This window comes from Agrobacterium sp. CCNWLW32 (assembly GCF_037083425.1).
Taxonomy (GTDB): domain Bacteria; phylum Pseudomonadota; class Alphaproteobacteria; order Rhizobiales; family Rhizobiaceae; genus Agrobacterium; species Agrobacterium radiobacter.
In genome coordinates, this window is sequence record NZ_JBAOJM010000005.1 from 286,940 (window position 1) to 311,665 (window position 24,726).

Below are 24,726 nucleotides of genomic sequence, written 5' to 3' on the forward strand. Positions count from 1 at the left end.
GGTTGTCCTTCGCTTATAGAACGGCGGCTTGGACGTCTGGTTAATGATTATGGTTAACCATTTCCTGCTTCATGCGCGCGGGTGGGCATTGTCGTAGATTTCCAGCAATCTTGCGGTATCGACACCGGTATAGACCTGTGTGGTGGAAAGGCTGGCGTGGCCGAGCAGTTCCTGAATGGTGCGCAAATCCCCACCGCCGGCCAGAAGATGGGTGGCGAAGGAATGGCGCAGCGCATGTGGCGTGGCGTTCTCCGGCAGGCCGAAAGCGCCGCGCAGCTTCTGCATTTCCCGCTGGATGATGGCGGGTTGCAGCTTGCCGCCGCGTGCGCCAAGGAAGAGGGGCTCATTCGCCGACAGGGTATAGGGGCAGAGCTTCTTGTAGGCGTCGACCGCTTCCGTCACCACCGCCAGCAGGGGCACGATCCGCGTCTTGTTGCCCTTGCCGGTAATGCGCAGGCTGCGGGCACCGGGTGGGAAATCAGATGGCGTAAGACCCAGCGCCTCGGAAATGCGCAGGCCGCAGCCATAAAGCAGTGAGAGGACTGCCGCGTTGCGGGCGGCGATCCAGGGCTCTTCGTTCAATTGCGCCTCGGCAGTGGTGATTTTCAGCGCCTGCCGGTCGGTCAGCGGTTTCGGCAGGGATTTCGGCTGTTTTGGCGCGCGCATGGCAGTCGCGCCAGCCGCGTTGACGAGGCCATTTTTCTGCAGGTGGTGCAGCAGGGAGCGCAAGCCGGCCAGATGCCGGCCGAGCGATCGCGCGCCCGCACCCTCCTTGCGCCTGTTGGCCAGAAAGGCGCGAAGGTCCACCGGACGCAGATCGGCTATGTCGCTTATAGCCGCGGGCTTGCCGATGTAACCGGTGAGGAAAGTCAGGAACTGGCGGGTGTCGCGCTCATAGGCTTCGACGGTATTGTCCGAAAGCCGTCGTTCGCCGGCAAGGGCGGTGAGCCAGGACTGACGCTCGTTCAGGAGATCAGGTTCAGCAAATGTCAGGATTTCGGTCACGTGGCGCTCCATTCCATGTCCCGAAACTATGCGCTTATGATCAGCATTTGGTTAAGAGGTGGACTTTGCAAGGCGTGCCCACTACATCCGGGCGGTTTCCTTTTTCCTGTCGCCGGGGCATGGTCGCCACATCATGGCAAAAGATTCGTCCGATCTGTTTGGGGCTCTGTTCGACCCGCCGTCGCCCACGCGCACGGTGCCCGTTCTTGTGCCCATGCCGGCGCCCGGGCCCTACAGCTACGCCGTGCCTGAAGATATGGTGGTGGAAACCGGTTCCGTCGTTCAGGTGCCGCTTGGTCCCCGGCAAGTCTTCGGTGTGGTGTGGGACGATGCCGGCGAAAAGGGTGTCGATCCGAAGAAGCTGCGGCCCATCACCAAGAGTTTTGAATGCCCGCCGCTGAAGGCGGAGATGCGCCGCTTCATCGATTGGGTTGCCGCCTACACGCTTTCTCCGCCCGGTCTTGTGGCACGTATGGCGCTGCGTGCGCCCGCCGCTTTCGATCCCGAACCGATGATCGAGGGGCTGCGGCTGACCGAAGGCAGGCCGGAGCGCCTTACCCCCGCCCGCGAGCGGGCGATGGAGCTGGCAGCCGAAGGGCACGGATGGACGAAGAGCGGGCTTGCCCATGCCGCCGGCGTCTCGACCAGTGTCATCGATGGTCTTGTGAAACAGGGCGTGTTCGAGACGGTTTTTCTGCCGGCGCCGCCTGTCGTCGCCGAGCCCGACCCTGATTATGTGGAGCCGCGCCTGGAAGGCCCGCAGAAACAGGCCGCTTCGGAGATACTTGAAGATGTGCGCAAGGGTGGTTTTCACGTCTCGCTCATCGATGGCGTGACCGGTTCAGGCAAGACCGAGGTCTATTTCGAGGCGGTGGCCGAGACGCTGAAGCAAGGCAAGCAGGTTCTTATCCTGTTGCCGGAAATTGCTCTGACGGCAGCCTTTCTCGAGCGTTTTCAGGACCGCTTCGGCGCAAAACCGGCGGAATGGCATTCGGACCTGTCACCGCGCATGCGTGAAAAGGTCTGGCGGCAGGCCGTCACTGGTGAAGTGAAGGTGGTGGCCGGTGCGCGTTCGGCGCTTTTCCTGCCTTTCGACAATCTCGGTCTCATCATTGTCGATGAAGAGCACGACCCGGCCTACAAGCAGGAAGACCGCGTCTTTTATAATGCACGCGATATGGCCGTCGTCAGGGCGCGGATCGCCGAGTTCCCGGTCGTGCTGGTCTCGGCCACGCCTTCGGTGGAAAGTCAGGTCAACGGCAGTTCGGGACGTTATAACACCATTCACCTGCATACGCGTTTCGGCGATGCGGCGATGCCGGACCTGCATCTTGTCGATATGCGCCGCCATCCGCCGGAAAGGGGAGGGTTTCTCTCACCCGTCCTGCTGCGTGGTATCGGCAAGACGATCGAAAAGGGCGAGCAGGCGTTGCTGTTCCTCAATCGCCGTGGTTATGCGCCGCTGACGCTCTGCCGCGTCTGCGGCCACCGTTTCCAGTGCCCGCAATGTTCCAGCTGGCTGGTGGAGCACCGCTTCCGCAATCAATTGCAGTGCCACCAGTGCGGCCATAGCGAGCCGACGCCCGATCATTGCCCGGAATGCGGCACCTTCGATCATCTGGTGGCCTGCGGTCCCGGCGTGGAGCGCATTGCCGAGGAGGTGGAGAAACATTTCCCCGAGGCTCGCACAATCGTGCTCTCGTCCGATCTCATGGGCGTCAAGAGGTTGCGTCTGGAGCTGGAGGCCATCGTCAAGGGCGAGGCGGATATTGTCATCGGCACGCAGCTCGTCGCCAAGGGGCACAACTTTCCCCTTATGACGCTCGTCGGCATTGTCGACGCCGATCTTGGCCTTGCCAATGGCGATCCGCGTGCGGCGGAGCGAACCTTCCAGCTGCTTTCACAGGTCACCGGCCGCGCCGGACGTACGGGTTTGAAAAGCCACGGCCTGTTGCAGACCTATCAACCGCAGCATCCCGTCATGCAGGCCATCGTTTCTGGCGATGCCTCGGCCTTCTACGAACGGGAGATCGTGGAGCGGGAAAAGGCTGTTCTGCCGCCGTTCGGGCGCCTTGCCTCGATCATCGTTTCCGCCGATACGCGCGGGGAAGCGGAAACCCATGCACGTGGCTTGAGGGCCGCGGCCCCCCAGGTTACCGGCATCATGCTGCTCGGCCCGGCGGAAGCGCCGCTCGCGCTCATCCGCGGCCGCCACCGTTTCCGCCTCCTGGTGCACGGGCGGCGCAATTCCGACATGCAGTCTTTTCTTCGTACATTGCTGGCCAATGGTCCGAAGGAGCGGGGCAGCGTGCATGTGCAGCTCGATATCGATCCGCAAAGTTTCCTTTGAACTTCGCCGACGAGGCGTTTTCCCGCTGTCATGACCGTGTCATAACGCAGCAGGCAATCAAAATGATTTGGGGAACGAGATGGAGTTTTATTTTCCCGCCGAGTTCGGCGAGCAGCTGGCCTTTGGCGCGGCGGTAGTATCGGCCGTGATGGGCCTTTTTTTCATGTTTGCGCCGGGCATTACGCTGCGTGCCTTCGGTCTGCAGCCGGCCGGTGAGCGCAGGGACGGTTATGCGCTCGTGCGTTCGTCGCTCGCGGGGTTCTATCTCGGTCTGGGTGCCGCCGCCCTGCTTCTGGCGCAGCCCATGGTCTATCTCGCCTTTGGTGCGGCATTCGGCCTCAGCGTGTTCGGCGGCATTCTCTCCATACTGTCAGATGGTGGCGCAACCATGCGGAATTTCTTACTTCTGGTTGTACACTTTCTGCTGTCCGCACTCGCGTTGAGCTACGTCTTCGGGCTGGTCTGAGGCGGGCTTTTTGGCTTTTGTGCCGCACCAGAGCCGCATCCTGAGCGAAATCGGAAAATTTAAACGCATTCCCCCTTGCCCAAACGGCGCTTTCCGCTATTACGCGTGTTGCGAGTCCCGGCGTCCTATGCTAGACGGACCGCGAAATTGGGAAAAGGCAGGGGGGAATTCCGGTCTTTTTCGGGGAAATTGAAACGATTTCAAGAATTTGATGCGGTGGAGCCCCATCGCTGATGGTCTTGGACGATTAGCAGGGAAAAAGTGCCCGTGGCAGAGACCTCCCAGGGAACATCCGGTGTAGCGGAAAGGTATGCGTCGTCGCTTTTCGAGCTTGCTTTGGAAGCGGGTGCGGTCGAAGCGGTTCAGGCCGAACTGGACAAGTTTGGCGCACTTCTCGACGAAAGCGACGATTTGAAGCGTCTGGTTGCGAGCCCGGTGTTTTCCGCCGAGGATCAGTTCAAGGCAATCACCGCGATCTGCGAAAAGGCCGGTATCTCCGGTCTCGCTCTGAATTTCCTCAAGGTTGTTGCGAATAACCGCCGTCTCTTTGCCGTTCCCGGCATGATCCGCGCCTACCGCACCATCGCTGCCGCCCACCGCGGCGAAATCACCGCCGAGGTTACCTCGGCACATGCGCTCGACGAGGCGCAGGAAACTGAACTGAAAGCGGCGCTGAAGAGCGTTACCGGCAAGGATGTGACGATTTCCGTTACCGTCGACCCGTCGATCCTCGGCGGCCTGATCGTCAAGGTCGGCTCTCGCCAGATCGATACGTCTCTTCGCACCAAACTTTCCACCCTTAAGCTTGCACTGAAAGAGGTTGGCTGATGGATATCCGCGCCGCGGAAATTTCCGCAATTCTGAAAGATCAAATCAAAAATTTCGGCAACGAGGCGGAAGTCTCCGAAGTCGGTCAGGTGCTGTCCGTCGGTGACGGTATCGCCCGCGTCTATGGCCTCGACAATGTTCAGGCCGGCGAAATGGTCGAGTTTCCCGGCGGCATTCGCGGCATGGCGCTCAACCTCGAAGCCGACAATGTCGGTGTGGTTATCTTCGGTTCGGACCGTGACATCAAGGAAGGCGACACCGTAAAGCGGACTGGCGCTATCGTTGACGTTCCCGTCGGCCCGGAACTGCTCGGCCGCGTCGTTGACGCGCTCGGTAACCCGATCGACGGCAAGGGCCCGATCAATGCCGCCAAGCGTTCGCGCGTGGACGTCAAGGCTCCCGGCATCATTCCGCGCAAGTCGGTCCATGAGCCGATGTCGACCGGCCTCAAGGCTATCGACGCGCTCATCCCGGTTGGCCGCGGCCAGCGCGAGCTCGTCATCGGCGACCGCCAGACCGGCAAGACTGCGATCATTCTCGACACGATCCTGAACCAGAAGGCCATTCACGACAATGGTCCTGACGGCGACAAGCTTTATTGCGTCTACGTTGCTATCGGTCAGAAGCGTTCGACTGTTGCCCAGTTCGTGAAGGTTCTGGAAGAGCGCGGCGCACTGCAGTATTCGATCATCGTTGCTGCGACCGCTTCCGATCCGGCTCCGATGCAGTACCTTGCTCCGTTTGCCGGTTGCGCCATGGGCGAGTACTTCCGTGACAACGGCAAGCACGCTCTCATCGGTTACGACGACCTTTCCAAGCAGGCTGTTGCCTATCGTCAGATGTCGCTTCTGCTGCGTCGTCCTCCGGGCCGCGAAGCTTATCCGGGCGACGTTTTCTACCTTCACTCCCGTCTTCTCGAGCGCGCTGCAAAGCTCTCCGACGAAATGGGCGCAGGTTCGCTGACGGCTCTGCCTGTTATCGAAACCCAGGGTAACGACGTTTCGGCCTTCATTCCGACCAACGTGATCTCGATCACCGACGGCCAGATCTTCCTTGAAACCGACCTGTTCTATCAGGGCATTCGTCCGGCCGTTAACGTCGGTCTGTCGGTTTCGCGCGTTGGCTCCGCCGCCCAGATCAAGGCGATGAAGCAGGTTGCCGGCTCGATCAAGGGTGAACTTGCCCAGTATCGCGAAATGGCCGCCTTCGCCCAGTTCGGTTCGGACCTCGACGCTTCCACGCAGCGCCTGCTCAACCGCGGCGCCCGCCTGACCGAGCTTCTGAAGCAGCCGCAGTTCTCTCCGCTCAAGACGGAAGAACAGGTTGCGGTGATCTTCGCCGGCGTCAACGGTTACCTCGACAAGGTTCCGGTCGCGCAGGTCGGCAAGTTCGAGCAGGGTCTGCTCTCCTACCTCCGGTCGGAAGGCAAGGCGATCCTCGACACCATCCGCACGGAAAAGGCTATCAGCGACGATACCAAGGGCAAGCTTAAGGGCGCTCTTGATAGCTTCGCCAAGTCTTTCTCGTAATCAGGGCTCTTTTACTCGGACGGATAACGGATGCCTTCACTAAAGGATCTGAAAAACCGCATTGCCTCCGTAAAGGCGACGCAGAAGATTACCAAGGCGATGAAAATGGTCGCCGCGGCGAAGCTTCGGCGCGCCCAGGAAGCTGCGGAGGCCGCCCGGCCTTATTCTCAGCGCATGAGCGCCGTTCTTGCCAACATCGCCAAGGCGGTCGAGGCGGACGTTGCTCCGGCGCTGATGACCGGCACCGGCAAGGACGACGTGCACCTGCTCGTCGTCTGCACGGCTGAACGTGGTCTTTGCGGCGGTTTCAACTCGCAAATCGCCCGTTTTGCCCGCGATCACGCCCGCAAGCTGATTTCGGAAGGCAAGACGGTCAAGATCATCACGGTCGGCAAGAAGGGTTACGACAGCCTTCGCCGCGAATTTGCAGCCAACATCATCGAGCGCATCGAACTGCGCGAAGTGAAGAAGGTCGGTTTTGAAAACGCCGACCAGATCGCCAAGAAGGTGATCTCGCTCTTCAACGCGGGTGAGTTCGATGTCTGCACGCTGATCTATTCGGAATTCAAGTCCGTCATCAGCCAGATCCCGACCGGCCTGCAGCTTATTCCCGCCGCAACGCCTGTTGTGGAAGAGGATGCCGCGACGCAGAGCGCCGTCTACGAATATGAGCCGGATGCGGCTTCTATTCTGGAAGACCTTATTCCGCGCAACATTTCGGTTCAGGTTTTCCGGGCTCTGCTCGAAAACGTTGCCGGTGAAATGGGCGCCAAGATGAGCGCGATGGACAATGCAACGCGCAATGCCGGTGAGATGATCAACAAGCTGACGCTTTCCTACAACCGTCAGCGTCAGGCTCAGATCACCAAGGAACTCATTGAAATCATTTCGGGCGCGGAAGCGCTCTGAGGTAAGGAAAGAGGGTAAGGATAATGGCTAAGGCAGCTACCCCCAAGAAAACCGCAGCGGTGAACGGCGCGGGCAAGGTTACCCAGGTTATCGGCGCTGTTGTCGACGTGGCGTTCGAAGGCGAACTGCCTCCGATCCTGAACGCGCTCGAAACCGAGAACAACGGCAACCGCCTCGTTCTGGAAGTCGCGCAGCATCTCGGCGAAAACGTCGTCCGCACGATCGCCATGGACTCGACCGAAGGTCTCGTCCGCGGTCAGCCGGTCAGCAACACGGGCGCTCCGATCGAGGTTCCGGTCGGTCCGGAAACGCTCGGCCGCATCATGAACGTCATCGGCGAGCCGGTTGACGAAGCAGGCCCGATCGTTACGGCCAAGAAGCGCGCCATCCACCAGGATGCGCCGTCTTACGTCGAGCAGTCGACCGAAGCACAGATCCTCGTCACCGGCATCAAGGTCGTCGACCTTCTGGCTCCTTACGCCAAGGGCGGCAAGATCGGCCTGTTCGGCGGCGCCGGCGTTGGCAAGACGGTTCTCATCATGGAACTGATCAACAACGTCGCCAAGGCGCACGGCGGTTACTCGGTATTCGCCGGCGTGGGTGAGCGTACCCGCGAAGGTAACGACCTCTACCACGAAATGATCGAGTCCAACGTCAACAAGCTTGGCGGCGGTGAAGGTTCCAAGGCTGCGCTCGTTTACGGCCAGATGAACGAACCGCCGGGTGCCCGCGCCCGCGTCGCTCTGACCGGTCTGACGATCGCTGAAAACTTCCGTGACGAAGGCCAGGACGTTCTGTTCTTCGTGGACAACATCTTCCGCTTCACGCAGGCTGGTTCGGAAGTGTCGGCTCTGCTCGGCCGTATTCCTTCGGCCGTGGGCTATCAGCCGACGCTCGCCACGGACATGGGCCAGATGCAGGAACGCATCACCACCACGAACAAGGGTTCGATCACCTCGGTTCAGGCGATTTACGTTCCCGCCGACGACTTGACCGACCCGGCTCCGGCCACCTCGTTCGCGCACCTTGACGCAACGACGGTTCTGTCGCGTTCGATCGCTGAAAAGGGTATTTACCCGGCTGTTGACCCGCTCGACTCCACCTCGCGTATGCTCGACCCGATGATTGTCGGTGAAGAACACTACGAGGTTGCCCGTAAGGTTCAGTCGACCCTGCAGCGCTACAAGTCTCTTCAGGATATCATCGCCATCCTCGGCATGGACGAACTTTCGGAAGAAGACAAGCTGACGGTTGCCCGCGCCCGCAAGATCGAGCGCTTCCTGTCGCAGCCGTTCTTCGTCGCTGAAGTCTTCACCGGCTCGCCGGGCAAGCTCGTCGCGCTCGAAGACACGATCAAGGGCTTCAAGGGCCTGGTCAACGGCGAATACGACAACCTGCCGGAAGCTGCCTTCTACATGGTCGGTTCGATGGAAGAAGCCATCGAAAAGGCGAAGAAGCTGGCTGCCGAGGCTGCCTGATCATGAATTGGCGGGCGCGTGGTTCTACCGCGCGCCTTGCCGACAATGGTGGCGAAACCGGAACGGCTTTGCCTACGTTGGAAAAGACAAGTCCGTGACGCCCGCGTAATTGAAAAGAAGTGAATAGCCATGGCTGACAGTTTCAAATTCGATCTCGTTTCCCCGGAGCGTCTGCTCGTTTCCGAAACGGTTACGGAAGTCGTCATCCCGGCTACGCTGGGTGAAATGACCGTTCTGGCCAATCACGCGCCGACGATGACCACGATCAAGCCGGGTCTGGTAACGGTGAAGTTCGCTTCCGGTGAGACCCATAAATACGTGGTTTTCGGTGGTTTTGCCGATATTCTGCCGACCGGCTGCACGCTTCTCGCCGAATCCGCAGTTTCGGCCGATGACATGTCTCCCGACACGCTGCAGAAGCGTATCGATGCGGCCAAGGCCGAAATCGAAGAGGGCAATCATCACCACGAGCATCTGACCAAGCTTGAAAAGCACCTTTACGAACTGACGAACCTGCATGAGGTTCTCGTCGCTGCTTGAAAGCACCGGGCGGGTTCGAAAGAATGACTGCCCACAAAAAATTCAAAACAGAAAGCGGCCGTTTCGGTCGCTTTTTTGTTTTGGGCTAGTGTCTGCCACTTTATCCAAGCGAAAAATTCCCGTTTCCGCGCATGAGCCCGTCCGTCAGCTCGGCTCGGGCTTCGGAATGTTGCTAGCGAATTACGCCGGCGATTCACGGGCAGACAATGGGTAAAGCAGGGATAGTAAAGCGCCTTCAATAGATGCACTCGGAAACCGATTCCGATTTTCGTGGCTATAGGTTAAATGTGGTGGCCGGAAGAAGTGCTGCTTTGGGATCCTTAGCGAGACGAGGCAGATTTTCGTCATGGAGGAGTGATCAGCGTGTCGGCAGAGGCAAGTTACCGAAGGGTCGCAAGAACCGCTCTGCGGGAAGGGGCCATAGTCGAGGGCGAGCGGGCGGTGCCCGAGGAGGTGCCGGTTGCCTTTTCTTATGGCGGCAGCACCCATGCCGTGATGATGGCCAGCCCCGCCGATCTTGTCGATTTCGCAATCGGTTTCAGTCTCACGGAGGGCATCATATCCACCAGGGCGGAAATCCGTTCCATTGAAGTGATTGAGGCCGGGCAGGGTTTCGATGTTCAGGTGGATTTGCAGGATGCCAACGCCGATGCGCTGAGGGCAAGACGACGGCATATGGCGGGCCCGGTCGGATGCGGTCTTTGTGGCATCGAATCCATTGAACAGGCAGTCCGCGTGGTACCGGATCTGAGCGGCGCGGAAGTCTCCGTTGATGGCAATGACATCGTTGCGGCGGTGAAAGCGCTGAACGGGGCGCAAAGCCTCAACCGCGAAACGAGGGCAGTGCACGGCGCGGGTTTTTACAATCCTCAAGGAGGGCTGCTTGCCGCCCGAGAAGATGTCGGCCGCCATAATGCACTCGACAAGCTCGCAGGTGCGGTTATCAACGCGAACCTATCTCCCGATGCGGGCATTGTGGTGGTCACGAGCCGCCTGTCGGTGGAAATGGTCCAGAAGACGGCCATCCTTGGCTGCCCCATTCTGGCAGCGATCTCCGCGCCCACCGCGCTCGCCATTGAAACGGCTGAGAGCTCGGGTATCACGCTTGTGGCGCTGGTGCGGGGTGAGGATTTTGAAATCTTCACCCGGGCGGATCGTATCATTCTATAACGTTGAGGCCGCCGTTTCCCGGCGACCTTCCGGCTTCTGAACGGGCCTAGAATTCCGCCCATTCCGCTGCTGCGTTTCCGTGAGACCTTGGCGCGGCGGCATATCGAGGCTGCGGCGCGGGAAGTCTGGTGACGACGGCAGGCTTTTTGTCCGCCGGGCGGGCGGGTGATGCTGATGCTTCGTGTGATATTCTGAACTGCCGCAGCAACTCGTGCAGATTTTCCGCCTCGGTGGCGAGGCCGTGGCTGGCGGCAGTGGTTTCCTCCACCATGGCGGCGTTTTTCTGGGTGGCCTGATCCATGACGTTGACGGCCTGATTGATTTCCCGCAGACCATTCGCCTGTTCGCGCGAAGCTTCAACGATGGCCGAGACATTGGTGTCGATCTCGCTCATCTGTGACTGGATATCCCGCAGGGCGCCGCCGGTTCTGCCAACCAGATCCACGCCATTGGCGACCTGCTCGCGAGAGGTGTTGATGAGGGATTTGATTTCCTTGGCCGCAACGGCGGACCGTTGGGCGAGTTCCCGGACCTCCTGTGCCACAACGGCGAAACCCTTGCCCGCTTCCCCGGCCCGGGCAGCTTCGACGCCCGCATTCAGGGCCAGAAGATTGGTCTGGAAAGCAATGTCGTCAATGACGCCGATGATGTTGGTGATTTCACCCGAGGACCGAGAAATCGCGTCCATGGCGGAAATTGCCTGCTGGACGATGTCGCCGGAATGTTCGGCATGTTCTCTCGTTCGCAGCACCAGTTTGCCGGCCTCGCCGGCGCGCTGGCTGGCATCGGACACGGTGGTGGTGATTTCCTCCAGTGCGGCTGCGGTTTCTTCCAGCGAGGCCGCCTGCTGTTCGGTGCGTTGCGAGAGTTGATCGGCGGCTATGCGGATTTCGCCTGAGCCGGAGGCGATTGTCGAGGCATTGTGGGCAATGGTCTGCATGGTGGTCTGCAGCTTGGCGACGACCTCGTTGAAGTCCGCACGCAGCTTTTCCATGCTGGGCACGAAGCTGTTGTCGAGGCGCTGCACAAGATCACCCTCGGCCAGTGCCCGCAGGGCATCGGCAAGCACGCTGATGGCGCTCATGCGCGGCGTGACGTCCGTGGCGAATTTCACCACTTTCACCACCTTGCCGGCTTCGTCCAGCACCGGATTATAGGCGGCCTGGATCCATATTTCCTTGCCGTTCTTTCCATAGCGAACAAATTCATCCGAGATGAATTCCCCCGCCGCCAGTCGCGGCCAGAAATTGCCATAGGCAGGCGAGGCGGCATAGGCCGGATCGCAGAACATACGGTGGTGCCTGCCCTCGATTTCCTTGACGTCGTAATTCACCGTGGCGCAGAAATTCGGATTGGCGGTGATGATGGTGCCATCGGGCAAAAACTCGATGGTTGCCTGGGAACGGGAGAGCGCCTCCAGCTTGCCGGCATCGTCTACAGCCTTGATCTTCTTGGCGGTGATGTCGGTGGCGATCTTCACGACCTTATAGGGTTTGCCCGAACGGAAAACCGGGTTGTAAGAGGCCTCGATCCAGATAACGGAGCCGTCCTTGCGGATACGGCGATATTCCTTGGCCTGGAACTCGCCACGGGCGAGAGAGGCCCAGAATTCCTGATAGGCCCGCGATGCGGCGAGTTCGCCGTCGCAGAAGATGCGATGATGCTTGCCGACGATCTCGGCGAGATCATAACCCAGCGCCGCGCAGAAATTCTTATTTGCAGTGAGAATGTTACCTTTGAGATCGAATTCTATGACCGCCTGTGATCTCGATATGGCGTCGAGCATATTTTTGTTATCTGCGCTTTTTCCTAACCCCAGCATTCCACGTCCCCCAAAATCAGCCCACGGCGCGGCGAGCCGCACAGGACATGCGGTCCACGTCGTATCATGTTGAATAACGAACAGGTTTTGCCGCCGAAGGCAGCAATGCAGGCACTTTTGTCTCTTCGCCTTGGTCAGGTATCGGCCCGCGTGATAGTCGTGCCGGCGCGATAATGATCTATGGCTTTTAATATTAGATATCTATAATATTAAAATGTTCTTATTTAATAAAACAGCGAAAAGGAAAAACAAAACCGCCGGGCGGGTGCTCCGGCGGTCTGGATTGATTGATAGTTTTCGTCTGGCAAGGCCAGCGGAAAAGGCCTGATTAGGCGGCGAGGTCTTCCGCTTCGGTTCCCTTGAACATTTTTGCGAGGTTCAGGAAGCAGATCATGCCGTGTTCGTTGGCAATGATGCCTTCCGAATACGACTTGTCGAAGGAGGCCGAGATCTCCGGAACCGGCTGAACCTGGTTTGCCGGGATCGTCAGAATGTCAGAAACGCGATCGACCAGCATGCCGATGACCATGTTGTGCACTTCCGCCACCACGATGGCGCTTCTCTCATTGGCGACGGTGCTTTTCATGCCGAGCTTGTGGGCCAGATCGATGATCGGGATGACAGAGCCGCGCAGGTTCATGACGCCGATAACGTCTTTCGGCGCGTGGGGAATAGGCGTCGAAGGCGCCCAGCCGCGAATTTCGCGGATGGTCGTCGTCTTCACGCAGAATTCCTGATCATGCAGGCGGAACGCGATGATTTCGAGCGTCTCACCGCCAAAATTGGTAGAGTTAATCATTGCCATCAGAATTCTTCCCAATGCTCGCTGTGGAGGCCGGCGCAAGTGCACCGACACTTGCATATGCGGATTTGGCGTTCTGCCTGGTGCCTGAACAGCCGGAAAACAATATTTCCGTCTTCAATGGAAGATTCGTAGCATGAGATGGTTTCGCAAACCTAAATGCGAAGCGGCTCTGGAGTGTTTTCGCTTTTCTTCGAATTGCGAAAATACTCTCTTTGATTTTACGCATTGTCCGGACGTAAAACCGCTACGCACTTTTACTGGAAATACTAATATTCCTTCTCGTAAAATATGCCGGCTGCGCCTTCGCCATCGCCGCCCGCTTCCCCGCGCAATTTCACGCCCCGCCCGACATCGAGGTTGATGATGGCTTTTGCGCCGGACTCGCCGCTTTGCTGCAGTTCGAGATAGGTTCTTTCGTTCAGATATTTACCGGCGGAAACGCGGGCCTGCCCCTCGGAGTCGGTCGAAATATCGAGATCGTCGACGCCGAGATTGCTTCTGAGCTTGTCGAACAGCGAGGTGGAGCGTCCGCCTGCCAGCTGGGCGGCGGCATCGGCGAGCCTCGCGATCTGCAGAGCCGAGAGTTTCGACATGGACTGGCCGAAGATCAACTGTGCCATCACCTCGTCCTGCGGCAGGGCGGGCGCCGAGGAGAAAGCAAAGGTCGGATCGTTGGCAGTGCCGGAAACGGACACGGTGATAGTCGTTGAGCCGACCGTCGAGTCCGCCTTCATATCGAGGACCGGAACGAGGCCGCCACCAAAACTGATATTGCCTGTCGTGAAATCGAGGCGGCGAGTGAGGATTTCGAGCCGGCCACGGCGCATTTCAAAGCCACCGGAAATGACGGGAACGGCTGCCGTGCCACGGATCGTCAGATTACCCGTGAGTTCCGCATCGATGCCGCGGCCGCGCACGAAGATACCGCTTGGTGCATTCACCTGCAGATCGAGATTGATGGTGGACGAGCTGCCGCTTCCGCCTTGGTCAGCCCCGAGCGCTTTGGCCTGCGCGCGCACCTTTGGTGGGGCGTTCTTGTGCTTGACATCGATCTCCGTCAGCGAGGCCGGAAGCTTTTCCGGAATGGTGATGGCGCTTCTGTCCAGCGTCAGATTGCCACCCAGCACGGGGGAATTCAGCAGCGGGCCTTTCAGCGTCAGCGTGCCGCTTACCACCGTCGTCACCAGCGTGCCGTCATTATAACCGGCGCGATTAAGCGTGATCGATATATCGGCGGGGAAACCCGAACCGCCTGATATGCCGACGCTGCCGGTTCCCGAGATCGTTCCACCGCCCGCCAGCTTGCCCATCAATCGGGAAATGACGGCGCGGTCGCGGTCGAAGGTGATGGTGGCGCCGAGATCGTTGATGGTCAGGTTCCTGCGCACGTCGGTCAGGCGCGTACCATATGTGGTGATGCTGCCGGTCACGATAGGCGCGGAAGCGCTGCCGGAAATCTTCACATCGATGGCGGCGGTGCCATCCACATCGAGACCCTGCGCTGCGGTTTGCGCCGCGACGGCGGAGAAGGGCAGCCTGCCGGAAAATGCCATGGAAAGCGGACGATTGCCGGCGATGCCGAGCGAGCCGCCGCCGGAAAGCGACATGCCGCCCTGGCCGGACACATTGGTGTCGATCTGCAAGGTGCCGCCGGCAAAACGGCCATTCGCCTTGATGCCGAGGGCGGCGAGCCCCGCCACGCGTGTCTGCGCAATCTCGGCATTTGTCCAGTTCAGATTGTAATCGACTGCCGGATTCGACGCAGCACCCTTGGCGCTCACCGTGCCGGAGATACTGCCTGCCGCATCCAGCCCGGTGGCGAAGGCATTTGCGAGACTGGCGGGCAGCGAACGGATATCGGCATTGATGTCGAGCGTCGACCCGGCGCTGCCGTTGACCTCAACGCGCCCTTCACCCGTGATGATGGTCAGATCTGAGATGCGGGCCGTGCCGTTCTGGATGGCGATGGTGCTTGGTTTTTCAAGTCGTACTGCAATGCCCTTGGGGGCGGCGGAAAAAGCATCGACGCGCACCGTCATCGGCGATCCGCCGGTCTCAGCGCTGCCCTTTACCACCAGCGGCGCGTTGTCGTAACGGCCGTTGACGTCAAACTGCGTCGTTGTGCCGGAATGTCCGATGGTGGCATTCAGGCCTGATATCGCGGCGGCGCCGGCATTGACGCTATCGGCGCTGACCTTGCCATTGATGGCGAGAGCCTGAAGGTCATCGATGGAAATATCGGCGGCGAGCTTGGAGATCGTTGTTGTGCCCTGGCGGATGCTGCCGCCATTGGCCTTTATCGTCGCGGCGATCCGGCCATTGGCGTTGCTCAGGGCGATGTCGCCGGCGATATCGCCATCCGCCTGCTGCGCGGCGAGTGCGGCGAGCAGCGCAAGGTCGGGGAAATTGAAGGAAAGACTGCCCGATGGCAGGAACTGCTGCGAGAATTGCAGCTGCCCATTCAGGATATTCCGGCCCACCGCCACGTGCAGCTCGGGCATCGCCGTGCCGTTTTCGGTCTGCACTACATCGGCATTGGCGTCGATCTTCTGCCGGTCGAGACTGCCGCTGGCGGTGATTTTTGCCTGAGGCGCAGCCGGGTCGGCCTTGCCTGTTGCATTGACCTTCAGCGCTTCCAGCGTTCGCCCGGCAAGGATGGCGCTTTCGGAACTCAGGGTGACGTTGAAATCCGGTGCGGCAAGCGCGCCGCTGGCCTCGATTGCAAAATCGGCGACGCCCTTTGCCTGCGGCGTCAGTTTCTCGAGCGCCGGAAATTTACCCGTCAAGCTGGCGCTCAATGCCTCGTTTTCGAGGCTGACATTGCCCGTGGCTTCGATCGTTCCCGATTTGACGATAAGGTTTTCAACGCTGGTGCGTCCACCGATCGTCAGGTCGATATCGCCCTGGAGGGCGATAGTCGTATCGAACTTTTCCGCGAGCGCCGGTGGAAGGGTAGCGGGCAGTGCGAAGAGCTGAATGCCGGAGGTGAGGCGATTGCCGGCGAGATCGAAACTGCCGTTCAGCGTGCCGCCGACACTGGCGCTTTCCAGCGTCGCGCCGTCGAAACCGATGGCGGAAGAGGTGAGGCGGAGCGGGGCCTTGATGGTGAGTGGCGCACGCACCAGCCGGTCGATATCCGGGCTGACGAAGGACGATTGCGCCACGGACAGGACCGTCGCGATCGTGCCACTGCGGTTGGCGACGTTGAGATCGGCGCTTTCGGCCGTCAGCTTGACATCGTCAAGCCGGCCTTGCGGCAGGGAAAGGCTGCGCAGCGATACGGTCGTGTTGAGATGCGCGGCCTCCGCTCCACCCTTGAGGGAAAGATCGAGGCCGTTGATGAGAGCCTGAACCTCGCCATTCTCCAGCGGCCAGCGAAAATCCACGGGGCCGGCGGTGCCGATGAGATTGGCGGCAAGATCATTTTCACCGTTCGGATCGACGGAGCCTGATGCCGTCAGCAGCAACGTGCCGGTCTCCAGCGTGCTGCTACCGATTTCGATGCGGCCCTGCGGCGAAAGGGTTGCATTTGCATCGAGCTTCGTCTCGCCGGCAAAAAGCTGGCGGAAGGCCGGGGGCAGAATCAGGTCCGGCTGGCCACCGCCCGTAATTTCGATACGGCGTGTGCCATCATCGCCAAGAAGGTGGCGACCGGTCACATTGACGACGGGGTTACCGGCGACATTGCCGCGCAGGGTGCCCGTCCAGTCTGAAAGCGGGCCTTCACCATTGAGGTCTATCGCCACCGCAGGTGTGCCGGGAAGCGAAAGCAGCGTGGCGAGAAGCCCGCCCTCGGGCTCCTTCATCTCCGCTTTCAGCTTCAGGACGTTCTCATTCGGAAGGAAAGCAACGTCGGCGTTAACCTCCGCATCCGGCGCATTCAGCCGGTGGGCCGTGAGCGACAGCCTGATGTCGTCCCGGGCGGCCTTGAGGCTGCCTTCAGCGGTCAGGTCGAAAGGGCGGCCGAGAAGTGATTGCCCAAGGCTGATATCGGGAAAGCTGAAATTGTCGACGGCGACTTCGATCGGCAGCGAGGAATTGCTGGAGCTCTTGGTCGGCGTCTGCTCTGACGCAAGCGGTTTACGCTCGACATCGATCGATCCGGCCGAGACGCGGTCGGCGTGGAAGGTACCGGCAAGCAACGAAAGCGGCGACCAGTCGACGGCGATCTGGTTCACGCGGGCATAGGGGCCCTGCCGGTCTGAAAGGGTGACATTGTCAAGCCGCAGGCGACCGGTCAAAAGGCCGCTCGGGGGAGAAATCTCGATCACCTGATCGGGCGTGGAAACGAGTGATGAAATCTGCGTTGCGGCGATCCTTGCGCCCATCGGCGTAAGACCGACGAACAGAACCGCGAGCAGCACCAACACCACGCCGAACAAAGCAGCGTAGCCCAGCCATTTCAGCAATCGAATCAACATTTTCATAAAGGGTAATCTACACTCTGTTGCAAGGGTGTTCGACTGCGGCGTTTAAAAAGACTGGCCGATGCCAGCATAAATGCCGAAACTGTTGCCACCATCGTATTTTTCAAGCGGCATGGCGACATCGAGACGCAGAGGCCCGAAGGGCGTCGCGTAACGCAGGCCGATACCGGCGCCAGCCCGGATATCGGAAAAATCGGGTGTCACTTCATCCGAAACAACACCCGCATCGATGAAGGGCACGATGCCGATTGTATCGGTGACCTTGATGCGGGCTTCGATGGAGCCGACCACATAAGAACGGCCGCCCGTTGCGTCGCCAGCGGCATTATACGGCGATATTTCCTGATAGCTATAGCCACGCACCGATCCGCCGCCACCCGCATAAAAGCGCCTTGTGGTGGGAATGTCCTGCAGATCGCTGCCGCCGACGAGCACGCCGCCGGAAAGCTTTCCGGCCATGATCAGCCGGTCTTCGGCGCCAATCCCTTTGTAGCCCGAGATGGAGCCTTCAAAAGAGGAAAAGAAGGTGCCGTTCAGCGCTTCATAGCTAGGCTTGGCGGCCAGCGATGCGCGGAAGCCTTCGGTGGGGTTGAGCTTGTCGTCGCGTGTATCACGAACGAATTCCAGCGGTATGGAGGTGGTGAGGTATTCGTTCTTGCCGAATGCGTCTTCGGTATCGGCCCATTGCACCTCGAGACCGGCTGCCGCAGTGTCAGTGTCGTTCAGCTCGTAGGCGAAACCGGCTGTGCCCGTCACTGTCTTGGCGTCGTATGTATCGGGGTGTTCGGTCTTGGCAATCAGGCTGGTCTTGAAGGTGGTGCGCGGATTGAACATGCCGGGCTTGGTGAAAGTAATACCCGCCGAATAATCCATGCCTTCGACGCTCGATGCTTCGGCGATGCGCGAGACAGAACCTTCGATACGCAGCGATTCTGCCTGTCCGAACAGGTTCCGGTGGCCCCAATAACCCTGAAGGCCGATGCCTTCCGTGGTGGAGTATTGTGCGCCGACGCCGAAATAGCGGTGTTTGCCTTCAGAAACCTCGATGGTGAGCGGAATGGTGCCGTCGCGCGCCAGCGTTCCCGCTTCCTTGATCGTCAGGCTGGAAAAGACGCCCAGCTGGCGCAGCCGGTCGGCGGCCTTGCGCAATTTTTCCGGCGAATAGGGCTCGCCGCCATTGAGGCGCGAATAACGGCGGATGAAATCGCCATCGACGGTTTTTTCACCTGTTACCGTCACCGTGCCAAGGGGCGCCACGGGACCGCCTTCGGCCCCCATGGTGATATCGACCGTGTTCGTCGCGTGGTTGGCGACAGCCTCTCGTTTCGTCAGCTTCGCAAGCGGCCGGCCTTCGGCCTTCAGATCATCGATCAGCTTGTTGCTGGCGCGGATGATGGCCAGAGAACCGGCGTCGCCCCCGGTCGTCAGGCCATATTCCTCAAGGTTGCGGCCGGTCACATCGCCTTCAAGCCTGACATTGCCAAGTTTGAAGACCGGGCCGGGCGTTACCGTGATCACCACGGGCACCGGAGCGGAATGATCGAACACCGGATTTGGCGGCAGGCTATCCACATCCTTGCCGGCGACGGTGACCTTGACGATGCCGCCATAACGGGCGTTTTCATAAAGCGCCGCAATCAGCCTGTCCCTGTCGTCTCTTGCCTTTATCAGAAGGCCAAGATCGCCTGAGGCCGGTTTTTCCTTGTCCGCCAGGAGAAGCGAGCTGTTTTCCAGGCTGTCTTTCAGGGATTTGTCGGCGTCCTGGGCATCAAGCGTGACGGCGTATTTGACCGGATTGATAACCTCGACCTCCGGTTCTTCCGAACCCCAGAGGCGCATGCCGAACAGTTTGAAGGCGAACGCGTCACGGGTAAACGCCGGATACAGGGCGAACGTCACAGCAACCGCGAGAGCGGTGCCGGCTTTCCGATACGCAATACCTGTCTTCGGGTTAGTTCGTGTTCTTCGCATAAGCTGCTTTATGGTTGAGCCTTTATTGTCGCCCTAACCCGTTTCCTGTCCGTTAACATTGCAATTTAATCATAAATAAACGGCTTTGAGGACCCTCCGCCCTGTCTTTTGCCCGCCATAACGCAAAAAGCCCCGGATGACCGGGGCTTCTGTGCAACGGTATTTCGCGAAGCGATTAGCGGCAACGTGCCGTGTAACGCTGACCGTACTGGTCGCGATAATAGCAATAGCCCGGCTCGGAAGCATTGCCGATCAAAGCACCGCCGACACCGCCGATCGCTGCGCCAACTGCCGCGCCGCGAACATTACCCGTGATGGCTCCACCAATAACAGCGCCGGAAACGGCACCGATCGAAGCGCCCTTTTCCGTCTGCGTGCAGCTTGCAAGCGACAGGCCGACGAGCGCAAATATGATTGCCTTTTTCATGAAACTCTCTCCAACGTTACAATGAGCTCTTCGGCTCGGTAGGCGTCCCATATTTATCTGCGGCGACTGCTACCTCCGACCGCCACAGATAACTAACAATTCGATGTCGTTTAGGGAAGCCTCATCTTCCAGGCATTCCTGCGAGCGTAAATCGATTGTGTGCCAGACAACGGCGCGGTGCGAAAAAGGTTCCAAATCTCGCGGTTTTTTGATGTGAATCAATTTTGTACTTTTCATCAGCGTCTATAAACGGTTTATTGGAATGGTTCAAAACAACGGCGAATTGACGCAGACGTGGTTAAAGCAGCTCGCAAGGGTTGACGGTCCCGGTGTCGAGGCAGAAAAACGATCTGGTCAATTCTGGAGCATGGCATGGACTTCGAGGCATTTTTCACAACGGAACTGCAAAGCCTGCATTCTGAGGGACGCTATCGCGTTTTTGCGGATATCGAACGCCAGCAGGGCAATTTTCCCCGCGCGACACGGTACAACGCCAATGGCGAACGCAAGGACGTAACCGTCTGGTGCTCCAACGACTATCTGGGCATGGGCCAGAACCCGAAAGTCATCGAAGCCATGAAAGCCGCTATCGATCACTGTGGCGCGGGTGCGGGAGGCACCCGGAATATTTCTGGTACCAACCATTATCACGTCCTGCTTGAACAGGAACTTGCCGACCTCCATGGCAAGGAATCGGCGCTGATCTTCACCTCGGGTTATGTGTCCAACTGGGCCACACTCGGCACGCTCGGTCAGAAAATTCCGGGCCTGATCATTTTCTCGGATGCGCTCAACCATGCATCGATGATCGAAGGCATCCGTTATGGCCGTTGCGAGCGGGTGATCTGGAAACACAACGATCTCGAAGATCTCGAAGCCAAGCTCAAGGCTGCCGATCCGAACGCGCCGAAGCTGATCGCTTTCGAATCCGTTTATTCCATGGATGGCGATATCGCGCCGATCAAGGAAATCTGCGATCTGGCCGACCGTTATGGCGCCATGACCTATCTCGATGAAGTTCATGCCGTCGGCATGTATGGCCCGCGCGGCGGCGGCATTGCCGAGCGCGAAGGTCTCATGGATCGCCTGACGATCATCGAAGGAACGCTCGGCAAGGCCTTCGGCGTTATGGGCGGCTATATTACCGGGTCCACGGCGGTCTGCGACTTCATCCGTTCTTTCGCCTCCGGCTTCATCTTCACGACGGCCCTGCCGCCGTCGCTTGCCGCCGGCGCGATCGCTTCGATCCAGCATCTGAAGGCAAGCCCCTTCGAGCGCGCCCGCCATCAGGACCGGGTGCGCAAGCTGCGCGGTCTTCTCGATGCACGCGGCATTCCGCATATGGACAATCCCAGCCACATCGTGCCTGTCATGGTGGGTGATGCCGCCAAGTGTAAATGGATTTCGGATATCCTGCTCGACAGTCACGGCGTTTACGTGCAGCCGATCAACTATCCGACTGTGCCGCGCAAGACCGAGCGCCTGCGCATTACCCCGACGCCGCTGCATAGCGATGCCGACATCGAGCATCTCGTCGGCGCGCTGCACCAGCTCTGGTCACATTGTGCACTGGCGCGTGCGGTGGCGTGAGGCCGCAGTTAAGATAAAAGAAGACCGGGCCGCGTTTACGCGGCCTTTTCTTTTGTGGCGATCAATTCACGGGCGTGACGACGGGCTTCCTCATCCGCTGCGAAGACGTCTTCGATGGTCGCGGCAGATCGGCCGTCATGCATGCGGTCCATGACCGTTTCGACGATCTCGGCCATATCGAGAAAACCGATGCCGCCCGCGACGAAGGCGTGAAAGGCGGTCTCTTCGGCGGCATTTAGGGCTGCGCCCTGCAAGCCGCCGCGCTCCAGCGCCGTGCGGGCCAGACGGATCGCCGGGAAACGGGCTTCATCCGGCGCTTCGAAATCGAGCCGCGCCAGTTTTGCGAAATCCAGCCGCTCGACATTCAGATTGCCGCGTTGCGGATAGGTGAGGGCATAAGAAATAGCGGTGCGCATGTCGGGAGAGCCGAGTTGGGCGATATAGGAACCATCGGTATAACCCACCATCGAATGGATGATCGACTGCGGGTGGACGATCACCTCCACCTGATCGGGCCTGAGATCGAAGAGATATTTCGCCTCGATCATTTCCAGCCCCTTGTTGAACATCGAGGCGCTGCCGATGGAGACCTTCAGCCCCATCGACCAGTTGGGATGGGCGCGGGCGATATCCGCCGTGACATTGGCCATCTCGTCGCGCGACCAGGTGCGGAACGGCCCGCCGGAGGCCGTCAGCACGATGCGCTCCACGGCCTGTTTATGTTCGCCCGTCAGGCACTGGAAGATTGCGCTGTGCTCGCTGTCGACGGGGATCAGCCTGCCGCCGCCCTGCTTGACCGTGCGCAGAAAAACATCACCAGCCGAAACCAGGCATTCCTTGTTGGCGAGGGCTATATCTGCGCCGCGCCGCGCGGCTGTCAGCGTCGGCGCGAGACCGGGGGTTCCGGCAATCGCCGCCATCACCCAGCCGGCATCCATCGATGCCGCTTCTTCGAGGCCGGATTTGCCTGCCGCAACCTCTATGCCGGTGCCGGCAAGGGCCGATTTCAGCGCTTCGTATTTGTCATCTTCAGCCGTGACTGCCAGCCGCGCGCCGAATTCCCGCGCTTGTTCCGCAAGGAGAGCAATGTTGCCCGCGCCGGTCAACGCCGTGATCTCGAACGCGTCGCGGCCACCCAGCTGACGGACCACATCCAGCGTGCTGGTGCCGATCGAACCTGTCGAACCCAATATTGTCAGCTTGCGTGGCATTTCACTGGCATCCGTCATTTTCAGTCCGTCGGTCGTTTCCGGTTCGCACCTCTTGGTGCCTGTCATTCTCCCGAAATCGTTACGCACTTTCGGGCAACATGCATTAGCCTCTACTCGCGAAAACCAGCCATAACAAGGACAAAGCCCGGGCTATTGTTTTTGCGGAGGGCAAAGCCATATGCAAGAAAAACAATGAGAGGATATTGATGCGACGTTTCCTGGTTTCCAGCGGGTGGATTTTTGCGGCAAGCCTTGTGCTGGTCCTGGTCTTCATTCCTTTTGATCCGCGTCTTTCCGAAAGTGCGCAGGCCCTGCCGGGTGGGGTGGTTTCCTTTAACCGCGCGATTACCGATTTCGGAACCTTCAGCTGGATGCTCTATTCCACCGGCCTTCTGGCGATATTGGCCTATGTCGCGGCACGGGTTTTAACGGCGCAGACCTACAATGGACGGCTGAGGACGGCATGGCGGCTTCTGGCTTATTTCTTTCTGACGATCGGAACGGCGAGCATTCTCGTCCATACGCTGAAATTCCTGATCGGGCGGGCAAGGCCGGAGCTTCTCCTTGAAATGGGCGCCTATAGCCTCACTCCATTTACGGGCGACAATCTCTATGAAAGTTTTCCCTCCGGCCATTCGACAGCCGCCGGGGCGTTTTTCGGCGTTTTCGCCATGTTGATGCCGCGCTTCCGCTGGGCGTTTCTTTTGCTTGCCCTTGTCATCGGTGTTTCGCGTGTCATTGTCGGCGCACATTATCCAAGCGATGTCGCCGCCGGGCTGTTGCTCGGCATGTGGACGGCCATGGCCTTCGCCTTTATCTTTGCCCGGTCCGAAATGCTGTTCCGGTTTGACGCGCAGGGCTGGCCGCAGCCGAAAAATGCAAATCTTCCGGCGGCGGATACACGATAGAGACTTTCAGCGGGACATAGGGGGAAGGTGATGGAAGAGGCGACAAACGCTCCGGAAAATGACGGCAGGTCCGTTCAGCGTATCCGCACGTCCGTCGCCGTGGCCGGCGGCGGGCCGGCGGGCATGATGCTTGGCCTGCTGCTCGCGCGCAGCGGTATCGATGTCGTCGTTGTCGAGAAACACGGGGATTTTCTCCGCGATTTTCGTGGCGACACCATCCATCCCTCGACGCTTGAATTGATGGAGCAACTCGGTTTTGTCGATGAGTTCCTGAGCCTGCCGCATACGCGTGCGCCAAGGCTGAATGCGGTCATCGGCGGCGAGCGTGTCACGATAGCGGATTTTTCCCGCCTGCCGGTCCGCCACCGCTTCATCGCCTTTATGCCGCAATGGGATTTTCTCAATTTCATCGTCGGCAAGGCGGGACAATACGAAAATTTCCGATTGCTGATGAATGCGCCGGTGACCGGCCTGATCGAGCGTGGCGGGCATGTTGGTGGTCTCACGGTCAGCACACCGGAAGGCATCATCGAGATCGAGGCCGATCTGGTGGTGGGGGCGGATGGCCGTAACTCCACCGTCCGCGAGGCGGCGGGGCTGGAGGTGCAGCGTTTCGGCATTCCGACCGAGGTGCTGTGGTTGCGTCTTTCGAAACAGCCCGGTGATCCAACGGAAACCATGGGGCATGCCGGCTCGCGTCAGGGTTTCGTCATGATCAACCGGGGCGATTACTGGCAATGCGGTTACGTGGTGCGAAAGGGATTTTTCGCGGACATAAAGCTGCAGGGAATTGAAGCCTTCAGGGACAGGGTTGCGGAAATCTGCCCTTTCCCACGCGAAAGGCTGGATGAGCTCAAGAACTGGGACGATGTGCATCTCCTGACCGTCCGTATCGACCGGCTGAAGCGCTGGTGGAAACCGGGCCTGATCTGCATTGGTGACGCGGCCCATGCCATGTCGCCTGTCGGTGGTGTCGGCATTAATCTGGCCATTCAGGATGCGGTTGCGGCGGCGAATATATTGGTGCCGGTGCTCGTATCCGGTCGCGCCGTTACCGACGACGATCTTGCCGCAATTGAAAAGCGGCGGTCCTTCCCGACCAAGGCCACGCAATTTCTGCAGCGGATGATGCGTATCGGCGGCAAGAAGGGCCGGGCCGAGGCGGAAAAACCGAAAGGACCGCCAGCCTTTGTGCTGGCCATCATGCGGTTTCCGCTTCTTTCCCATCTCACCGGCCGGCTGGTGGGGCTGGGTTTCCGCCGGGAAAAGATCGAGACGGTGTGACGCCGC

The 24,726-nt window shown here is 59.5% G+C and carries 18 protein-coding genes; 11 read left to right on the forward strand and 7 right to left on the reverse strand.

Annotated features, from left to right (window positions below):
* Nucleotides 1-69: 69 nt before the first annotated feature.
* Complete coding sequence (locus V6R85_RS14120; protein WP_111834663.1) at nucleotides 70-1,017, reverse strand: tyrosine recombinase XerC; 948 nt, start codon at nucleotides 1,015-1,017, stop codon at nucleotides 70-72.
* 121 nt (nucleotides 1,018-1,138) lie between these two features.
* Here V6R85_RS14120 and V6R85_RS14125 point away from each other — a divergent pair, with 121 nt between their 5' ends.
* From V6R85_RS14125 to fdhD, 8 genes are all read left to right on the forward strand, one after another.
* Nucleotides 1,139-3,355: a primosomal protein N' gene (locus V6R85_RS14125; RefSeq protein ID WP_060727392.1), complete on the forward strand. Its 2,217-nt coding sequence runs from the start codon at nucleotides 1,139-1,141 to the stop codon at nucleotides 3,353-3,355.
* A 79-nt stretch (nucleotides 3,356-3,434) separates the two neighbouring features.
* Nucleotides 3,435-3,821 carry an AGROH133_08824 family phage infection protein gene (locus V6R85_RS14130; RefSeq protein ID WP_003504963.1) on the forward strand — a complete coding sequence of 129 codons (387 nt, stop codon included), beginning with the start codon at nucleotides 3,435-3,437 and terminating at the stop codon, nucleotides 3,819-3,821.
* 261 nt (nucleotides 3,822-4,082) lie between these two features.
* Nucleotides 4,083-4,649 carry a F0F1 ATP synthase subunit delta gene (locus tag V6R85_RS14135; RefSeq protein WP_026363766.1) on the forward strand — a complete coding sequence of 189 codons (567 nt, stop codon included), beginning with the start codon at nucleotides 4,083-4,085 and terminating at the stop codon, nucleotides 4,647-4,649.
* Nucleotides 4,649-6,178 (forward strand): F0F1 ATP synthase subunit alpha, encoded by a 1,530-nt coding sequence (atpA, locus tag V6R85_RS14140; protein WP_004443771.1) that lies wholly within the window; start codon nucleotides 4,649-4,651, stop codon nucleotides 6,176-6,178. The genes V6R85_RS14135 and atpA overlap by 1 nt, the downstream gene beginning before the upstream one ends.
* 30 nt (nucleotides 6,179-6,208) lie before the next feature.
* Nucleotides 6,209-7,087, forward strand: coding sequence for a F0F1 ATP synthase subunit gamma (locus V6R85_RS14145; protein WP_003504958.1), 879 nt, complete (start codon nucleotides 6,209-6,211; stop codon nucleotides 7,085-7,087).
* Nucleotides 7,088-7,110: 23 nt separating this feature from the next.
* Nucleotides 7,111-8,565: a F0F1 ATP synthase subunit beta gene (atpD, locus tag V6R85_RS14150; protein WP_003504956.1), complete on the forward strand. Its 1,455-nt coding sequence runs from the start codon at nucleotides 7,111-7,113 to the stop codon at nucleotides 8,563-8,565.
* A gap of 129 nt (nucleotides 8,566-8,694) precedes the next feature.
* On the forward strand, nucleotides 8,695-9,105 hold the full coding sequence (locus V6R85_RS14155; protein WP_003492358.1) for a F0F1 ATP synthase subunit epsilon: 411 nt from the start codon (nucleotides 8,695-8,697) through the stop codon (nucleotides 9,103-9,105).
* 354 nt (nucleotides 9,106-9,459) lie between these two features.
* Nucleotides 9,460-10,275, forward strand: a complete 816-nt coding sequence (gene fdhD, locus V6R85_RS14160; RefSeq protein ID WP_080868362.1) for a formate dehydrogenase accessory sulfurtransferase FdhD — start codon at nucleotides 9,460-9,462, stop codon at nucleotides 10,273-10,275.
* A 46-nt stretch (nucleotides 10,276-10,321) separates the two neighbouring features.
* Here fdhD and V6R85_RS14165 read toward each other — a convergent pair whose 3' ends face one another.
* The 5 genes from V6R85_RS14165 to V6R85_RS14185 all read right to left on the reverse strand — a co-directional run bounded on the left by V6R85_RS14165 (nucleotide 10,322) and on the right by V6R85_RS14185 (nucleotide 19,727).
* Complete coding sequence (locus V6R85_RS14165) at nucleotides 10,322-12,097, reverse strand: methyl-accepting chemotaxis protein (RefSeq protein WP_035212813.1); 1,776 nt, start codon at nucleotides 12,095-12,097, stop codon at nucleotides 10,322-10,324.
* Nucleotides 12,098-12,425: 328 nt separating this feature from the next.
* A complete protein-coding gene (locus tag V6R85_RS14170; RefSeq protein WP_003504949.1) occupies nucleotides 12,426-12,902 on the reverse strand; it encodes a chemotaxis protein CheW in 477 nt (158 codons plus the stop codon).
* Between the two features lie 266 nt (nucleotides 12,903-13,168).
* On the reverse strand, nucleotides 13,169-17,329 hold the full coding sequence (locus V6R85_RS14175; protein WP_111834664.1) for a translocation/assembly module TamB domain-containing protein: 4,161 nt from the start codon (nucleotides 17,327-17,329) through the stop codon (nucleotides 13,169-13,171).
* Between the two features lie 45 nt (nucleotides 17,330-17,374).
* Nucleotides 17,375-19,300, reverse strand: a complete 1,926-nt coding sequence (locus V6R85_RS14180; RefSeq protein ID WP_107677573.1) for an autotransporter assembly complex protein TamA — start codon at nucleotides 19,298-19,300, stop codon at nucleotides 17,375-17,377.
* Between the two features lie 175 nt (nucleotides 19,301-19,475).
* Complete coding sequence (locus V6R85_RS14185) at nucleotides 19,476-19,727, reverse strand: YMGG-like glycine zipper-containing protein (RefSeq protein WP_003504940.1); 252 nt, start codon at nucleotides 19,725-19,727, stop codon at nucleotides 19,476-19,478.
* Between the two features lie 372 nt (nucleotides 19,728-20,099).
* On the opposite strand from V6R85_RS14185, the gene hemA reads away from it, so the two are divergent.
* The gene (hemA, locus tag V6R85_RS14190) at nucleotides 20,100-21,317 is read left to right on the forward strand and encodes a 5-aminolevulinate synthase (RefSeq protein ID WP_003504938.1); all 1,218 of its coding nucleotides are present in this window, start codon (nucleotides 20,100-20,102) and stop codon (nucleotides 21,315-21,317) included.
* A gap of 35 nt (nucleotides 21,318-21,352) precedes the next feature.
* Here hemA and dxr read toward each other — a convergent pair whose 3' ends face one another.
* Complete coding sequence (gene dxr, locus V6R85_RS14195; RefSeq protein ID WP_111793065.1) at nucleotides 21,353-22,546, reverse strand: 1-deoxy-D-xylulose-5-phosphate reductoisomerase; 1,194 nt, start codon at nucleotides 22,544-22,546, stop codon at nucleotides 21,353-21,355.
* Nucleotides 22,547-22,734: 188 nt separating this feature from the next.
* Between dxr and V6R85_RS14200 the strand changes: the two genes are divergently transcribed.
* Both V6R85_RS14200 and V6R85_RS14205 read left to right on the forward strand, forming a co-directional pair.
* Entirely contained in the window at nucleotides 22,735-23,436 is a 702-nt protein-coding gene (locus tag V6R85_RS14200) for a phosphatase PAP2 family protein (protein WP_020812884.1), read from the forward strand.
* Nucleotides 23,437-23,466: 30 nt separating this feature from the next.
* Nucleotides 23,467-24,720: an FAD-dependent oxidoreductase gene (locus V6R85_RS14205; protein ID WP_111834665.1), complete on the forward strand. Its 1,254-nt coding sequence runs from the start codon at nucleotides 23,467-23,469 to the stop codon at nucleotides 24,718-24,720.
* The last annotated feature ends 6 nt before the right edge of the window (nucleotides 24,721-24,726 follow it).

Bases quoted from the DNA above. Each gene is read 5' to 3' on its own strand.
- V6R85_RS14120 (WP_111834663.1), bottom strand. From the start codon at position 1,017: ATGGAGCGCCACGTGACCGAAATCCTGACATTTGCTGAACCTGATCTC.
- V6R85_RS14125 (WP_060727392.1), top strand. From the start codon at position 1,139: ATGGCAAAAGATTCGTCCGATCTGTTTGGGGCTCTGTTCGACCCGCCG.
- V6R85_RS14130 (WP_003504963.1), top strand. From the start codon at position 3,435: ATGGAGTTTTATTTTCCCGCCGAGTTCGGCGAGCAGCTGGCCTTTGGC.
- atpA (WP_004443771.1), top strand. From the start codon at position 4,649: ATGGATATCCGCGCCGCGGAAATTTCCGCAATTCTGAAAGATCAAATC.
- V6R85_RS14145 (WP_003504958.1), top strand. From the start codon at position 6,209: ATGCCTTCACTAAAGGATCTGAAAAACCGCATTGCCTCCGTAAAGGCG.
- atpD (WP_003504956.1), top strand. From the start codon at position 7,111: ATGGCTAAGGCAGCTACCCCCAAGAAAACCGCAGCGGTGAACGGCGCG.
- V6R85_RS14155 (WP_003492358.1), top strand. From the start codon at position 8,695: ATGGCTGACAGTTTCAAATTCGATCTCGTTTCCCCGGAGCGTCTGCTC.
- V6R85_RS14165 (WP_035212813.1), bottom strand. From the start codon at position 12,097: ATGCTGGGGTTAGGAAAAAGCGCAGATAACAAAAATATGCTCGACGCC.
- V6R85_RS14170 (WP_003504949.1), bottom strand. From the start codon at position 12,902: ATGGCAATGATTAACTCTACCAATTTTGGCGGTGAGACGCTCGAAATC.
- V6R85_RS14175 (WP_111834664.1), bottom strand. From the start codon at position 17,329: ATGAAAATGTTGATTCGATTGCTGAAATGGCTGGGCTACGCTGCTTTG.
- V6R85_RS14180 (WP_107677573.1), bottom strand. From the start codon at position 19,300: ATGCGAAGAACACGAACTAACCCGAAGACAGGTATTGCGTATCGGAAA.
- V6R85_RS14185 (WP_003504940.1), bottom strand. From the start codon at position 19,727: ATGAAAAAGGCAATCATATTTGCGCTCGTCGGCCTGTCGCTTGCAAGC.
- hemA (WP_003504938.1), top strand. From the start codon at position 20,100: ATGGACTTCGAGGCATTTTTCACAACGGAACTGCAAAGCCTGCATTCT.
- dxr (WP_111793065.1), bottom strand. From the start codon at position 22,546: ATGACGGATGCCAGTGAAATGCCACGCAAGCTGACAATATTGGGTTCG.
- V6R85_RS14200 (WP_020812884.1), top strand. From the start codon at position 22,735: ATGCGACGTTTCCTGGTTTCCAGCGGGTGGATTTTTGCGGCAAGCCTT.
- V6R85_RS14205 (WP_111834665.1), top strand. From the start codon at position 23,467: ATGGAAGAGGCGACAAACGCTCCGGAAAATGACGGCAGGTCCGTTCAG.